Here is a 14,075-nt window from a genome sequence, read left to right on the forward strand (position 1 = left end):
GTCAGGGGTGCAAGGGGCAGACCCGATGGCTGGACGAGGCCGGGGCTTGGATCAGGGCGAGGACGCCAATGTTGGCGTCAGCGAACGATCCCTGTTTGCGATGCCTTTGCCGGCGTCGCCGCCGCCATCACCTGTCATTCCAGGCACTGGCATTCAACCCTTGCAAGCGGATGTTCCAGCGCCAGTTTCGCCCGCCCACGGCAGGATCGTGCGGGCCCGTCGGCGACTTGGTCAGGTTTCATTGCCGCGCCTGCGCCATAGCGTGGCCAAGGCGGCGGAGCTGGAGCTTGACCGGGGCATCGCCTTCCTGCTGGTGCCGGTCTGCCTGGCGATTGGGGCGATCGGCTATTTCTCGCTGGCCGCGGAGCCTGATTTCCCAAAACTCATCGCGGTCGTCGTGCTGACGGGGATATGTGCGCTTGTCTCGCGTTCCTGGCCGAAAACCCATCTGTGCTTCATGGCGGCGCTGCTGTGCGCTCTGGGTTTGCTCGCAGGCAAGGTCGAGACATGGCGGGTCGGAACGCAGATGCTGGGTTCGGAAATCTCGACCCAACTGACCGGGCGTGTGGTCTCGCTCGAGCAAATGGAAACTGGCCGCATCCGACTGACCATCGACGTGACAGCGACCGCCCGGCCGAAACTGCGCTACGTGCCGGAAAGGGTACGGCTTTCGGCGCGCAAGATACCGTCGGAGATGACCGCCGGCTCACTCATTACCGGCTATGCCAAACTGTTGCCGCCGACCGGTCCGGTGCGGCCGGAAAGCTACGACTTCTCCTTCGACAGCTATTTCGCCGGCATCGGCGGCAGCGGCTTCTTTCTCGGCAATCCAAAAGTTGTGTCGGCCAGCGACGATGACATGCCGATCTCGGCCCGTCTTTCCTCAGGGATAGAAAATTCGCGCGAAGCCATCGCAGACCATATCAGGGGCACTGTCAGCGGCGCCGAAGGTGAGATCGCGGCGGCGCTGATCGTCGGCGTACGTGCCGGCATTCCCGATGAAATCAACGAAGCGATGCGGCGCACCGGCATTTATCACATCATCTCCATTTCGGGTCTGCACATGGCGCTGGTCGCCGGCACAATCATGGGTCTGTTGCGCGGTGCCTTCGCGCTGTTTCCAGACTTTTCCGCGCGCCGGCCGGTGAAAAAATACGCGGCCGCAGCTGCGCTGGTCTCGATCGCTGCCTATCTCATCATTTCGGGCGTCGTCGTTGCTGCCGAGCGTAGCTTCATCATGCTGGCGGTGATGCTGATTGCAGTGCTGTTTGATCGGGCGGCGCTGACCATGCGCAATCTGGCGATCTCGGCGATCGCCGTCATTGTGGTATCGCCGCATGAGGTGGTCGGCCCGAGTTTTCAGATGTCCTTTGCAGCAACGGCTGCGCTTGTCGGCGCCTATGCCGGCTGGGCGGATCACCGTGCGGGAAAATCCAGACCGCCGCCGCCAAAGCGATCCTTGCCCGGCTTCCTGGCGCGGAAATTTCTGCTGGCGACAGGCGGCCTGGCCATGACCTCGATCATAGCCGGAAGTGCCACGGCGCTGTTTGCTATCTGGCATTTCCAGCGCGTGTCGCCGCTCAGCCTGGTCGCCAATTTGGCGATCATGCCGATTGTATCAGTCGTGATGTTTCTGGCTGTAGCCAGCGCGCTGTTGATGCCGTTTGGACTGGATTGGCCAGCCCTTTATTTGATGGGCAAGGGCCTGACCGCAATGATCGCCATCTCGGCGTGGATATCGGATCGCTCTCCAGTCGATGGAGTAGGCCTGATTTCTCAACAGTCCGTCTTGCTGGTGACGATTGCCCTGGTTATCGCGACCACGGCGACGACATGGCTTCGGCTTGCCGCGGTTCCCTTCGTGCTTGCCAGTGTGCTGACCATCCCGGACACGCGAACACCGGATGTGTTGATCTCGGAGGACGCCAGGCTGGTTGCAATGCCGATCGGAGGCGGCGAACTCGCTGTCAGCCGCGCGCGTCCAAACGAATTCATGGTCGACAATTGGAAACGTGCGTTGCGATCCGAAGCCATCGTCGTCCCGGAAACCTTCACCAGAGGTGACGGGCAATTCGAGATCGCGGATGCCACGGAACTGCCGCCAGGAGCGCCGTTCTATTGCACTGACGGCGTCTGTCTGGCCAAGCACACGTCCGGTGCGATTATTGCTTATGTCGAAGACCGCAAGGACAGCTGGAAGGCCTGCGGGTTCGCCGACCTGATCGTCGTCAATGACGCGACGGGCTATGATGCCTGTCACAACCCGCTGGTTCTCGTCATCACCAAGCGGCAGCTTGCCCGCAAAGGCAGCGCGGCCGTCTTTTTCAATCGCCAATCGGCGATCACGCCGGCAACCGTCAGCTTCGCCGTGGACAGCCCGTACCGACCCTGGCACGCGCAACGCAAATTCTCGCGTGAGGCGAGGGGCCTGCCACCTTACAAGAAACCTGAAAAGCCGGCTGCCGTTCCTGCTCAATAACGCCGGATCAGCCCGACCAGCTTGCCTTGCACCTTGACCCTGTCGGGGCCGAAGATACGCGTTTCATAGGCCGGATTGGCGGCTTCAAGCGCAATCGAGGCGCCCTTGCGGCGGAACCGCTTCAGCGTCGCTTCCTCCTCATCCACCAGCGCCACGATGATCTCGCCAGGCTGGGCGGTATCGGCATTGCGGATGATGACGGTGTCACCGTCGAAGATGCCGGCCTCGATCATCGAGTCGCCCTTGACCTCCAGCGCATAATGTTCGCCACCCATGATCATATCCGGCGGCACCGAAATGGAATGCGTCTGATGCTGGATGGCATCGATGGGCACACCGGCGGCGATACGCCCCATCACAGGGATCGACACCGCCGAAACCACGTCGTCGTCATTGCCGGCAGCGGGCAGGCGCGATGGCGTTGCAGGCTTGAGTTGGCGGCCAAGGCCACCCTGACCAAGACTGCCCTGGATGACGCTTGGCGAGAACTTCTTGGCCGCGTTGAGACCCGGCGCGATTGAATCCGGCAGCCGCAGCACCTCCAGCGCGCGTGCCCGGTTGGGCAGCCGCCTGATAAAACCGCGTTCCTCCAGTGCCGTGATCAGACGATGGATGCCTGACTTGGAGGCGAGATCGAGCGCTTCCTTCATCTCGTCGAAGGACGGCGGGATACCGCTTTCCTTCAGCCGTTCATGGATGAACATCAAAAGTTCATGTTGCTTGCGCGTCAGCATGGCAGCCCCCAAGGCTAGAACAAAAGGTCTGAACCAGAATCGAAAAACAAACCCAGAACAAACACTATCTGTTCCAGTTGTGTTCTGCAACCGTTTAAAGTTTAGTGAATTTGTTAAGGAGGCCGAAATTATTTGGCAGACGGCTGCGGCAACGACTGACCCGTCAGCCCTGTCGCCGCATATTGGCGACCATTGAAATCGCTTTGGTTAATGGCTTGTGGCCTATCCGGCGGCTTGGCTTGGCATCAGTCGGCCACGGAGTTCCATGCCACGCATTTCCAGTTTTGAGGACGCTCGTTTGCCGTGAACGAAACGAAGCCAAAATGCCAACCTCCGGCTTGTCCGCGACCACTAGCGCCTCGACCGAGAGCCTACCCATTTGTGAATTGGAAATTCGCTGCTCGCTATACGGCCGGTGACAACCGATCGTTGAGATCACCGCTTCAGGTGACGGACTCCTTGACGGCGAAACGCGGGGCCTTCCAGGCACCGGTGTGCAAAATCTCTTGTAGGACCTCAACCGCTAGCCACACATCCTTGTAGGCGACGTAGAGCGGCGTAAATCCGAAACGGATGGTGGACGGCGCGCGGAAGTCACCGATCACACCGCGCTCGATCAAGGCACGCATGACCTGATAGCCGTGATCGTGGAGGAACGACACCTGACTGCCGCGCTTGGTCGGGTCGCGGATGGTTTCCAGCGTGAGACCATAGGCACCGCACTTTGCTTCGACGAGTTGGATGAACAGTTCGGTCAGTGCAACGCTCTTCTTTCGCAACGCAGCCATGTCGACGTCGTCCCAGATGGCGAGCGCGCCCTTGAGCGCCCGCATCGACAGGACGGGCTGCGTGCCGCAGAGAAAGCGGCGAATGCCGGTACCTGCGACGTAACCGCGTTCAAACGCAAAGGGGCGGGCATGCCCCCACCACCCGCTGAGCGGTTGGCTGATGTCGCCGTGATGACGTTGCGCGGCGTAGATGAAGGCCGGTGCGCCCGGACCGCCGTTGAGATATTTATACGTGCAGCCGATTGCGAAATCGGCATTCGCATGGTCGAGCTCGACGGGTAGAGCGCCTGCGGTGTGGCATAAATCCCAGATGATCAGCGCTCCGGCCGCATGAGCCTTGCGCGTCAGCGCCGCCATGTCGCGCAATTCACCCGATTTGTAGTTGACGTGATTGACCAGCACCACAGCTACGCTTTCGTCGATCAGCTCTTCGATGGTCGGCGCGTCGACGCCAGCGAGCCGCAACACGATGCCCTCTCGGGTCGAGGCGACCCCTTCGGCGATGTACAGGTCGGTGGGAAAACTGTCGCCCTCGGCGACGATAACCGGCCGGCTTGGCCGCATGTTCAGCGCCGCATGCAGCACCTTGTAGATGTTGATCGATGTGGTGTCGCAGACCACGGTCTGGCCTGGCGCTGCTCCGATCAAGCGTCCAAGTTGATCACCGAGTTCCAGCGGCATCTCGAACCATCCGGCTGTATTCCAGGCTCGGATGAGATCCTGGGCCCATTCCTGGGTTGCTGCTTTCTGCAGTTCGCCGAAGACGGCGTGGGACGCCGCGCCAAGTGAATTGCCGTCGAGATAGATCACCCCATCCGGCAGAATGAAACGATCGCGCATCGCTCGCAACGGATCCGCGGCATCCATTGCTTCGATTGCAGCGAGATCAGGAATTCCCCTCATGGTCAGTCAGTCCTCGGTTGTTCGCGACGGGCTCCTGCCACGAAGACGTCGGCCCAGTGCGAATGGTCTCAATCGATGATGTCAGAGCCGGGTGCGGACCGTCCACAGTTCCGGAAAAAGCACGACCTCGAGCATTTTCTTGAGGTACGACGCGCCTGATGTGCCGCCCGTGCCGCGCTTCAGGCCGATGATGCGTTCGACCGTGGTGACGTGGTTGAAGCGCCAGCGACGGAAATAGTCCTCGAAATCGACCAGCTTCTCGGCCAGCTCATAAAACATCCAGTAGCGCTGCGGATCGCGGTAGACGGTCTGCCAGGCGACCAGGACCTCTTCATTCTCGGTCCGGGTTTCGCGCCAGTCCGTTCGCCTTGCGTCGGCGCCGATATCGAATCCGTTGCGCGCCAATAGCAGCAAGGCTTCGTCGTAGAGTGACGGCTCGGCAAGGATCGCTTCCAGCTTACCGTTAAGGTCCGGCCGGTGCTTGTGCGGGCCGAGCATGGCGAGGTTGCGGTTGCCGGCCATGAATTCGATGGCGCGATACTGCCAGGACTGGAAGCCCGAGGATTGGCCGAGCGCGTCGCGGAATTCGGTGTATTCGCTTGGCGTCATGGTGCGCAGCACGTCCCAGGCGTTGTTCAGCTGCTCGAAAATGCGCGCGACGCGCGACAGCATCTTGAAGCTCGGCTCGAGGCGGTCGGCGCGGATGGAGCGGATCGCGGCGCCGATCTCGTGCAGCGCGAGCTTCATCCAGAGTTCGGACGTCTGGTGCTGGATGATGAACAGCATCTCGTCATGCGCCGACGACAGCGGCGTCTGTGCCTCCAGCACTTTTTCCAGGTGCAGATAGTCGCTGTAGGACATGCGTTCCTTGAACGACATCTGCGCGCCTTCGGAGGCCGGATCGTAGGGCTCGCTCAATTGATTTTCTCCGTGCGCAGCCGGAAGCGCTGGATCTTGCCGGTCTGGGTCTTGGGCAGGGCGGTGATGAATTTCACCGAGCGCGGATATTTGTAGGGCGCGATCGTTGCCTTGACGTGGTCCTGCAGGCGCTTGATGGTCAGCGCGTCGGGCGGAACACCTTGCACCAGCACGACATGCGCCTCGACGATCTCGCCGCGCTCGGCATCGCTGGCGCCGATGACCGCGCATTCGGCGACATCCGGGTGCGACAGCAGCGCTGCCTCGACCTCGGGCCCGGCGATATTGTAGCCGGCGCTGACAATCATGTCGTCGGACCGTGCGGCGAAATGGAAGAAACCGTCTTCGTCCTGGGTAAACGTGTCGCCGGTGAGGTTCCAACCGTCGCGCACATACTCCTTCTGCCTGTCGTCGGCCATGTAGCGGCAGCCGGTCGGGCCGCGCACCGCCAGCCGTCCTGTCTCGCCACGCGGCACCTCGCGCATCGCATCGTCGACGATGCGCGCCTCGTAGCCGCCGACCGGCTTGCCCGTGGAAGCAGGCTTCATGTCGTCAAAGCGGTTGGAGATGAAGATGTGCAGCATTTCGGTGGCGCCGATGCCGTCGAGGATCGGCTTGCCGGTCTTCTCAGTCCACTCTTCAAAGACAGGACCAGGCAATGTTTCGCCCGCCGAAACGGCAACGCGCAGCGATGACAGGTCGGCACCTTCATCCATGGCCTTCAGCATGGCACGGTAGGCGGTCGGCGCGGTGAAGGAGATGGTCGCTTTGTAGGTCTCGATGATGTGGATCATGTTGGGCGGCGTCGCCTGCTCCAGCAACGTCGCCGCGGCACCGAAGCGCAGGGGAAAGATGGCGAGTCCGCCAAGGCCGAAGGTGAAGGCGAGCGGCGGTGAGCCGACAAAGATGTCGTCCGGCGTCACCTGCAGGATCTCGCGGGCATAGGCGTCGGCGATGATCAGGAGATCGCGGTGGAAATGCATCGTCGCCTTCGGCACGCCTGTCGTGCCTGAGGTGAAGCCGAGCAGTGCGACATCGTCGCGGCCGGTGTTGACGGCGGTGAAGGTGACCGGTTTGTCGAGGGCGGCGCGATCGAGTTCGGCATCATGGTTGGCGGTGCCGTCGAAGCCGATGACCTGCTTGAGAAACGCGCTGTCCTTGGCACAGGCGGTCATCTCGTCCATCAGCCTGGTGTCGCAAAGCGCAATGGTGATCTCCGCCTTGTCGACGATCTTGGTGAGTTCGCCGGCGCGAAGCATCGGCATGGTGTTGACGACGACGGCGCCGACCTTGGTGGCGGCCAGCCAGCAGGCGACCATTGCGGGGTTGTTGGCGGAGCGGATCAGCACCCGGTTGCCCGGCTTGACGCCGTAATTCTCGACCAGCGCATGGGCCAGCCTGTTCGTCCAGTCGGACAATTCCTTGTAGGTGCGGCGGCGGCCATTGCCGATCAGCGCGGTGTGATCGCCGAGACCCTTTTCGACCAGCCTGTCCGTCAATTCGACACCCGCGTTGAGGCGTTCGGGATAGTCGAAGCCGCCGAGCAGGATATCAGGCCATTGATCCGGCGGCGGCAGATTATCGCGCGTGAACGTGTCGATATGCGCTGAAGGCCCAAGCATGTCGCCGCCATCCCATCTGCTGCCTGGCCAGTGCGCGAAGCATCTGTCCGAGGCGGTGAATCTGAAGTTCCCATCTTTCGCGAGAGGCTTCGTGCAGTCGGTTACGCCTGTTCGAAGACGCCACCAGCAAAAGGTGACCATCCGCAGGTTTTGGACAGCACAGCTGACCTCCCATTGTCGGCTGTTCGTCAGGCAGGATCGCACCAGTCGAAATTTGTTTCAAGCCTAAAATGTTTTTGCCTAGGGCGTTGATGCATGGCATGGTGACGGCCATTGCCGGCGCTGAAACGGATGCGCTTTGGGGAGGGTGCCGATGCCTGGACATCGCATTGCCGATTGGAACAATGCCTACGCCAATGGTGCGAATATCGCCGGCAGCAACCGTTGGCCGGCCGCCTGGGCGGAGCCGGCGCAAGCCTTCCGTGACGCATTGTCGGCGCAGGGCCGGGCGCGCATCGACATCGCCTATGGCGACCGGCCGCGCAATCGGTTCGATCTTTTCCTGCCCGAGGCCGCGCCCAAGGGGCTCGTCGTGTTTATCCATGGCGGTTATTGGCTGGAGTCCGACAAGAGCGACTGGTCGCACCTCGCCAAGGGCGCGGTCGGCAACGGCTTTGCAGTGGCGATGCCGTCCTACACGCTGTGCCCGGACATACGCATCGCCGGCATTGTCCGCGAAATCGGCACGGCGATCGACATGGCGGCGGCGATGGTCGGGGGACCGCTGATGCTGACAGGACATTCAGCTGGCGGACATCTAGCCAGTCGGATGGTCACCACGACCACGCCTCTGGCGGCCGATGTGGCAAGGCGCATACGCCACGTCGTCTCGATTTCAGGCCTGCATGACCTGCGTCCACTTATGTTCATCGGGCATAACGCGGCGCTGGCAATCGATGAGGCCGAAGCCCTTACGGAAAGCCCGGCGCTGCTGCGGCCCCTGACGGGTGCCCGCATCACCTGTTGGGCCGGAGGCGGTGAGCGCTCGGAGTTCCTGCGCCAGAATGCGTTGCTGGCCAACATTTGGACCGGCCTTGGCGCCACCACCAGTGCGATCGTCGAACCCGACCGGCATCATTATGACATTGTGGACGGGCTTGCCGATCCGGCACATGCGATGACGCGGACCTTGATCTCGGAATAGAAGAGATCATTTTCCGTAATTCTATCAGTTGGTTGTATTGCGCTACTTTAGCGCAACATCAGGACCTTGCAAGGGTCTCCGGTCGCGGATGCAGGGGCAAACGGTGCCCGCACGATCAGCCCGTTGGCGTCGGCCAGCATCCGCAGCATCGAGGAATCCTGGATGCTGAACGGCGTCGCCACCAGCCCGCCATCGTCTTCCCTGACCACCGCCCGCACATAATCCTGGCGCAGATCATTGGCCGCCATTGCGGCGCCCAACCGTGCCGGACGAATGTCCTGGCGATGATTGCGGCCGCCGAGCCTGGCCAGAAGCGGCTTCAGGAACAATTGCGAGCAGACCAGGCTGGCCACCGGGTTACCGGGCAGGCCGATGCACCTGATAGCGCCGAGACGGCCGAACATCAGCGGCTTGCCGGGGCGCATGGCGATCTTCCAGAAGCCGAGCGTCATGCCTTCGCCAGTCAGCACGTCATGGATCAAGTCGTGATCGCCGACCGAGGCGCCGCCAAGAGTGACGATGACATCCGCACCGGCCGCGACGGCTTTTTGCACCAGCGCTGCAATTGCCTCCTTGCGATCGGCGGCAATGCCGAGATCGAGTGCACGAGCTCCGACCGATTGTGCGGCAGCGGCGACGCCGTAAGCGTTGGACGAGATGATCTGGTCCGGCCCAAGTTCGCTGCCCGGCGGCAACAGCTCGTCGCCGGTGGCAATGATGGCGACCAGCGGCCGTCTGACCACATTTACCGTGGGATGGTTTGCCGATGCGGCTAGCGAAAGCGCCGCCGGGTCGAGCAAGCGGCCTTGTTCCAACAGGACGTCGCCCTTGGAAAAGTCGAGGCCGATGCGGCGGATGTTGCGCCACTCGGCGGTGGGCTCGATCACTTCGATATTGCCGCCGCCGAGATCCCGGACATTCTCCTGGATGACGATGGTGTCGGCGCCTTCAGGCAGCGGCGCGCCGGTGAAGATGCGCACCGCCTGGCGCTCGCCGACCGTGCCGTCAAAGCCACGCCCGGCCGGCGCCATGCCGATCACCGAGAGTCTCGACGGTACCGAAGCGACATCGGCTGCGCGGGTGGCATAACCATCCATGGCCGAGGCATTGAAGGGCGGCTGGGTGCGCAGCGCCACGACATGCTCCGCCAACACGCGATCGACCGCCTCGAAGAGAGAAACGCTTTCGCCGGCCAAGGGTGCGGCACCATCAAGCAGGCGTTCGAGCGCCTCCGCGACGGGAACCAGCGCCATCAGGTACCTGCCCCATGTTCAGTGGCCTTGTAGTCACCCGACTTGCCGCCGGTCTTTTCGACCAGCCGGATGCCGGAGATGACCATGGCGCGGTCCACCGCCTTGGCCATGTCGTAAATGGTCAGGCAGGCGACCGACGCTGCGGTCAGCGCTTCCATCTCGACGCCGGTCTTGCCGGTTACGCGCGCCAACGCGGTGACCTTCAGCCCCGGCAGCGAATGATCAGGCTCGATGTCGACGGAAACCTTGGTCAGGAGCAGCGGATGGCAGAGCGGGATCAGCTCATGCGCCTTCTTCGCCGCCATGATGCCGGCGATGCGCGCGGTGCCGAGCACATCGCCCTTCTTGGCGTTGCCGGCAAGAATGGTCTTCAGCGTCTCGGGCTGCATCGAAACGAAACCCTCGGCGATCGCGGTTCGCGTCGTTTCTTCCTTGTCGCCAACATCGACCATGTTGGCCTCGCCCTGCGCGCCGAGATGGGTGAGGGCGGGCGACATCCTCAGACAGCCTCAGCCACGGCCTTGCCCGTCAAAAGCAGGCGCGTCGCCGCGGTGACGTCCTCTTGCCGCATCAGGCTCTCGCCGACGAGGAAGGTGCCGATGCCGGTCTTCTGCATTCTGAGGCAGTCGTCATGCGTGAAAATACCGCTCTCGCTGACCAGCAGGCGGCCGCCCGGCACCATCGGCGCCAGCCGCTCCGAGGTTTTAAGGCTGGTTTCGAACGTCCTCAGATTACGGTTGTTAATGCCGATCAGCTGCGACGAGAGTTTTACCGCGCGCAGCGTCTCGGCCTCGTCATGCACCTCGATCAGCGCATCCATGCCGAGTTCGAATGCGGTCGTCTCCAATTCGCTCGCCAGGGCGTCATCGACGCTGGCCATGATGATCAGGATGGCATCAGCGCCCCAGGCGCGAGCCTCATAGACCTGGTAGGGATCAAACAGGAAATCCTTGCGCAGCGCGGGCAGGGCGACGGCTGCCCGTGCCTTGGTGAGGAATTCCGGCGCACCCTGGAAGGACGGCGCATCGGTCAACACCGAAAGACAGGCGGCGCCGCCTGCCTCATAGGCCTGCGCCAATGCCGGCGGATCGAAGTCGGCCCGGATCAACCCCTTGGAGGGGCTAGCCTTCTTGATTTCGGCGATCAGGGCGAAGTTGCCCGACCTGCGTTTCGCCTCAAGTGCCGCGAGAAAGCCGCGTGGTGCATCGGCGTCCTTGGCCCGCGCCTTGATCTCGGCCATCGGTATGCGTGCCTTGGCGGCAGCGATCTCGTCGCGCTTGTAGGCCTCGATCTTGCGCAGAATGTCAGACACGGTTCACCCGTTCGAAATTTCGACCAGATGGTCGAGCACCTGCAGTGCACGGCCGCTGTCGATGGCTTGCACGGCGAGTGCGATGCCGTCGCCAAGCGTCGTTGCCTTGCCCGCGATAACCAGCCCCGCGCCGGCATTCATCAGCACGGTGTCGCGATAGGCGCCGGCAGCGCCGCCCAGCATATCGCGCAATGCCTTGGCATTGTAGGCGGCGTCGCCGCCGCGCAACTCGTCCTTGGTATGGCGCTTCAATCCAACCTCTTCCGGGGTCAGTATGAAGCTGCGGATCTCGCCGCCAACCAGTTCGGCGACATGGGTCTCGCCAGTGGTGGTGATCTCGTCATAGCCATCGCCATGGGCTACCCAGGCATGCTCGGTGCCCAGCGCTTTCAGCGTCTCGGCCACCGGCATGATCCATTCCGGCAGGAACACGCCGACCATCTGCCTAACGACGCCAGCCGGATTGGAGAGCGGCCCGAGCAGGTTGAAGATGGTGCGTGTGCCGAGCTCGACGCGGGTCGGGCCGACATGTTTCATCGCCGGATGGTGCGCGGGCGCGAACATGAAGCCGACGCCCGCCTCGTGGATGCAGCGGCCGATGAACTCGGGCGAGATGTCGATCTTGACGCCGAGCGCGATCAGCACGTCGGCAGCGCCGGTCAGCGAGGACAGGCCGCGATTGCCGTGCTTGGCGACTGGCACGCCGCTGCCGGCAATGACGAAGGCCGACCCCGTCGAAATGTTGACGCTGTGGGAATTGTCGCCGCCGGTGCCGACGATATCGATCGCGCCGGCGGGCGCCTCGACGCGAAGCATCTTGGCCCGCATCGTGGCGACAGCGCCCGAAATCTCGCTCACCGTTTCACCGCGCACGCGCAGCGCCATCAGGAAGCCGCCGATCTGCCCGGGGGTTGCGTCGCCCGACATGATGATGTCGAAGGCCTCGCGCGCTTCCTCAAAGGAAAGTGCGCTGCCGCCCGCGACCTTGGCGATATGGGTTTTCAGCGCGCTCATCGTGTCGAGGCTTGGGCAACGGCGGCCTGGTCGATGCGGACGTCATACTGCGTCTGCAACTGCGCCACCAATTGGTCGAGCAGATCGTCCGACATGCCGGAGGTGAAGGATTTCTGCGCATCCTCCGGCACCGAGCTGGCATCGGCTCCGGCCGGTTCGAACACTTCAGCGACCTTGAACAGGATCTGTCCGTCGCCGGTGGGCGAGGGGATCAAGCCGGTGCCGCCTTCGCCGACGCCGAACATCACGGCAGCGCCCTCCTTGCCGAAATCGGCATCGTCGGCCTCGCGCTTCAGGCCGCGCTTGGTCTGTTTGTCCAGCTTGAGCTCGCCGGCGATGACGTCGAGCGTTGCGCCCGCCTTGAGCCGCTTTTCGAGTTCGCCCGCCTTGGCGGCGAGCCGCTTGGTTGTCTCTGCCGCCGTCCAGTCGGCGACGACTTTCTGACGGACTTCATCCAGTGTCCGGTCGCGAGCCGCCGTGATCGAACCAACTTCGTAGAAGACGAAACCATTGTCGGCCGTGGTCAGCGCTTCGTTTTCGGTGTTGGGTTCGGCGTCAAACACGGCCTTGATCAAATCCGGCGATTCCGGCAGGTCCTTGACGATGGAGCCGTCCGGCCGGAGGCCATTGCGATCGATGGCGTCGATGGTGACGTCCTTCAGCTTCAGCTTGGTGGCCGCGTCTGCCAGTGAACTGCCTGAGGCACGGGTGTCTTCGTAGCTGTCGTGCACATCCAAAAGGATGCGGCTTGCCTCGCCCAGCGCCAGGTCCTTCTTGATCTGGTCGGACACTTCGGCGAGCGGCTTCACCACCTCGGGTTTGATCTCGGTGACGCGCAGCAGCACCGGGCCGAAGGAGCCCTGAACGACCTGGCTGACTTCGTTGGCGTTGAGCGCGAAGGCGGCATCGGCGACCGCCTTGTCGGCGATCTTGTCCCTGGCGAGTGTGCCAAGCAGCGTGTCGGCCGGGGTCTTGCCCTCGGCGGTCACCAGCTTTTCGAAAGTAGCGCCGGCCTTGAGCGAATCGAGCGCGGCCTTGGCCGCATCCGGCGTCTTGAAAACAAGTTGCTCGATGGTGCGCATTTCGGGCGTCGTGTAGCGCGCCTTGTTCTTGTTGAAGTCGTCGCTGACCTGTTGGTCGGTAACCGCGGTCGTATCCGCGATGTCCGCCGGCTCGAGGCGGACATAGGAGAATTTGCGGTATTCGGGTGCGGCGTAGGTTTTCTTGTTGGCCTCGAAATAAGCGGACAGCACGCTGTCGCTCGGTGCCTCGATCGGCTGGACGAGCGTCTTTGGCAATGCCAGATAGTCGATGGTGCGGTCCTCGCCACGATAAAGCGCCACCGCCTTGAAGAATGTGTCCGGCGTCTTGAGGCCGTCGGAGACCGCCTCGACGATCTGCTGGCGCACCGCCACCTGGGCTCGGTTCTTCAGGTAGTCCTCGGGCCGCATGCCGACCTGGCGCAGCATGTATTCGAATGTTTTCCTGTCGAACTGGCCGCTTGGGCCCTTGAACGCCGGATCCTCACGCGTCAGCTCGGCCAGCCGGTCTTTGGACAGGCCGAGGCCCAGCTTACGCGCCTGCTCGTCGAGAACGGCTCCGGAAACGAGCTGCGCCAGCACCGTGTTGTCGATGCCAAGTGCCTTTGCCTGTTCGTGAGTGAGGCGCTGACCGAACTGCTGCGACATGACGGCGAGCTGGCGATCATAGGCAAGGCGATATTCGTTGATCGATACTTTGGTGCCACCCGCTGATATCACCGAATCGTGGCCGGCAAAGCCGCCCATCAACTTCCCGGAGATGCCCCAGGCGGCGAAACTGACCACCAGCAGCGAAAGCAATGTCTTCGCGACCCAGGTACCCGCCGCGCTTCTCAATATACCAAGCATGGTTACTTCCGATTTATGC

General features: G+C 62.5%; 12 protein-coding genes. 3 read left to right on the forward strand and 9 right to left on the reverse strand.

Annotated features, from left to right (window positions below; genetic code table 11):
- Window positions 1-25 precede the first annotated feature (25 nt).
- Complete coding sequence (locus EB235_RS21555) at window positions 26-2,479, forward strand: ComEC/Rec2 family competence protein (RefSeq protein WP_027029022.1); 2,454 nt, start codon at window positions 26-28, stop codon at window positions 2,477-2,479.
- Here the strand turns inward: EB235_RS21555 and lexA are convergent.
- Entirely contained in the window at window positions 2,473-3,213 is a 741-nt protein-coding gene (lexA, locus tag EB235_RS21560) for a transcriptional repressor LexA (RefSeq protein ID WP_027029021.1), read from the reverse strand. The genes EB235_RS21555 and lexA overlap by 7 nt on opposite strands.
- Between lexA and EB235_RS21565 the strand changes: the two genes are divergently transcribed.
- Window positions 3,212-3,409, forward strand: coding sequence for a hypothetical protein (locus EB235_RS21565; RefSeq protein WP_155256258.1), 198 nt, complete (start codon window positions 3,212-3,214; stop codon window positions 3,407-3,409). The genes lexA and EB235_RS21565 overlap by 2 nt on opposite strands.
- 247 nt (window positions 3,410-3,656) lie before the next feature.
- Here EB235_RS21565 and kynU read toward each other — a convergent pair whose 3' ends face one another.
- The 3 genes from kynU to EB235_RS21580 all read right to left on the reverse strand — a co-directional run bounded on the left by kynU (window position 3,657) and on the right by EB235_RS21580 (window position 7,444).
- Window positions 3,657-4,904: a kynureninase gene (gene kynU / locus EB235_RS21570; RefSeq protein ID WP_027029020.1), complete on the reverse strand. Its 1,248-nt coding sequence runs from the start codon at window positions 4,902-4,904 to the stop codon at window positions 3,657-3,659.
- Window positions 4,905-4,985: 81 nt separating this feature from the next.
- On the reverse strand, window positions 4,986-5,822 hold the full coding sequence (gene kynA, locus EB235_RS21575; protein WP_027029019.1) for a tryptophan 2,3-dioxygenase: 837 nt from the start codon (window positions 5,820-5,822) through the stop codon (window positions 4,986-4,988).
- Window positions 5,819-7,444 (reverse strand): AMP-binding protein, encoded by a 1,626-nt coding sequence (locus tag EB235_RS21580; protein WP_027029018.1) that lies wholly within the window; start codon window positions 7,442-7,444, stop codon window positions 5,819-5,821. The genes kynA and EB235_RS21580 overlap by 4 nt, the downstream gene beginning before the upstream one ends.
- Window positions 7,445-7,757: 313 nt before the next feature.
- On the opposite strand from EB235_RS21580, the gene EB235_RS21585 reads away from it, so the two are divergent.
- Entirely contained in the window at window positions 7,758-8,588 is an 831-nt protein-coding gene (locus tag EB235_RS21585) for an alpha/beta hydrolase (protein WP_027029017.1), read from the forward strand.
- 47 nt (window positions 8,589-8,635) lie between these two features.
- Here EB235_RS21585 and EB235_RS21590 read toward each other — a convergent pair whose 3' ends face one another.
- From EB235_RS21590 to EB235_RS21610, 5 genes are read right to left on the reverse strand one after another with little or no spacing between them, the layout of a single operon-like run.
- Entirely contained in the window at window positions 8,636-9,841 is a 1,206-nt protein-coding gene (locus tag EB235_RS21590; protein ID WP_027029016.1) for a molybdopterin molybdotransferase MoeA, read from the reverse strand.
- Window positions 9,841-10,338 (reverse strand): cyclic pyranopterin monophosphate synthase MoaC, encoded by a 498-nt coding sequence (gene moaC / locus EB235_RS21595; protein WP_027029015.1) that lies wholly within the window; start codon window positions 10,336-10,338, stop codon window positions 9,841-9,843. The genes EB235_RS21590 and moaC overlap by 1 nt, the downstream gene beginning before the upstream one ends.
- 2 nt (window positions 10,339-10,340) lie before the next feature.
- Window positions 10,341-11,153: an indole-3-glycerol phosphate synthase TrpC gene (gene trpC, locus EB235_RS21600; protein WP_027029014.1), complete on the reverse strand. Its 813-nt coding sequence runs from the start codon at window positions 11,151-11,153 to the stop codon at window positions 10,341-10,343.
- A gap of 3 nt (window positions 11,154-11,156) precedes the next feature.
- Entirely contained in the window at window positions 11,157-12,167 is a 1,011-nt protein-coding gene (trpD, locus tag EB235_RS21605; RefSeq protein WP_027029013.1) for an anthranilate phosphoribosyltransferase, read from the reverse strand.
- Window positions 12,164-14,056 carry a SurA N-terminal domain-containing protein gene (locus EB235_RS21610; RefSeq protein WP_027029012.1) on the reverse strand — a complete coding sequence of 631 codons (1,893 nt, stop codon included), beginning with the start codon at window positions 14,054-14,056 and terminating at the stop codon, window positions 12,164-12,166. The genes trpD and EB235_RS21610 overlap by 4 nt, the downstream gene beginning before the upstream one ends.
- Window positions 14,057-14,075 lie beyond the last annotated feature (19 nt).

Origin of the sequence: Mesorhizobium loti R88b, assembly GCF_013170845.1 — a bacterium.
GTDB lineage: Bacteria > Pseudomonadota > Alphaproteobacteria > Rhizobiales > Rhizobiaceae > Mesorhizobium > Mesorhizobium loti_B.

Coding starts and splice junctions, on each gene's coding strand:
- EB235_RS21585 (WP_027029017.1), top strand. CDS start 7,758: ATGCCTGGACATCGCATTGCCGATTGGAACAATGCCTACGCCAATGGT.
- EB235_RS21580 (WP_027029018.1), bottom strand. CDS start 7,444: ATGCTTGGGCCTTCAGCGCATATCGACACGTTCACGCGCGATAATCTG.
- EB235_RS21555 (WP_027029022.1), top strand. CDS start 26: ATGGCTGGACGAGGCCGGGGCTTGGATCAGGGCGAGGACGCCAATGTT.
- EB235_RS21590 (WP_027029016.1), bottom strand. CDS start 9,841: ATGGCGCTGGTTCCCGTCGCGGAGGCGCTCGAACGCCTGCTTGATGGT.
- trpD (WP_027029013.1), bottom strand. CDS start 12,167: ATGAGCGCGCTGAAAACCCATATCGCCAAGGTCGCGGGCGGCAGCGCA.
- EB235_RS21565 (WP_155256258.1), top strand. CDS start 3,212: ATGGCAGCCCCCAAGGCTAGAACAAAAGGTCTGAACCAGAATCGAAAA.
- kynU (WP_027029020.1), bottom strand. CDS start 4,904: ATGAGGGGAATTCCTGATCTCGCTGCAATCGAAGCAATGGATGCCGCG.
- lexA (WP_027029021.1), bottom strand. CDS start 3,213: ATGCTGACGCGCAAGCAACATGAACTTTTGATGTTCATCCATGAACGG.
- moaC (WP_027029015.1), bottom strand. CDS start 10,338: ATGTCGCCCGCCCTCACCCATCTCGGCGCGCAGGGCGAGGCCAACATG.
- EB235_RS21610 (WP_027029012.1), bottom strand. CDS start 14,056: ATGCTTGGTATATTGAGAAGCGCGGCGGGTACCTGGGTCGCGAAGACA.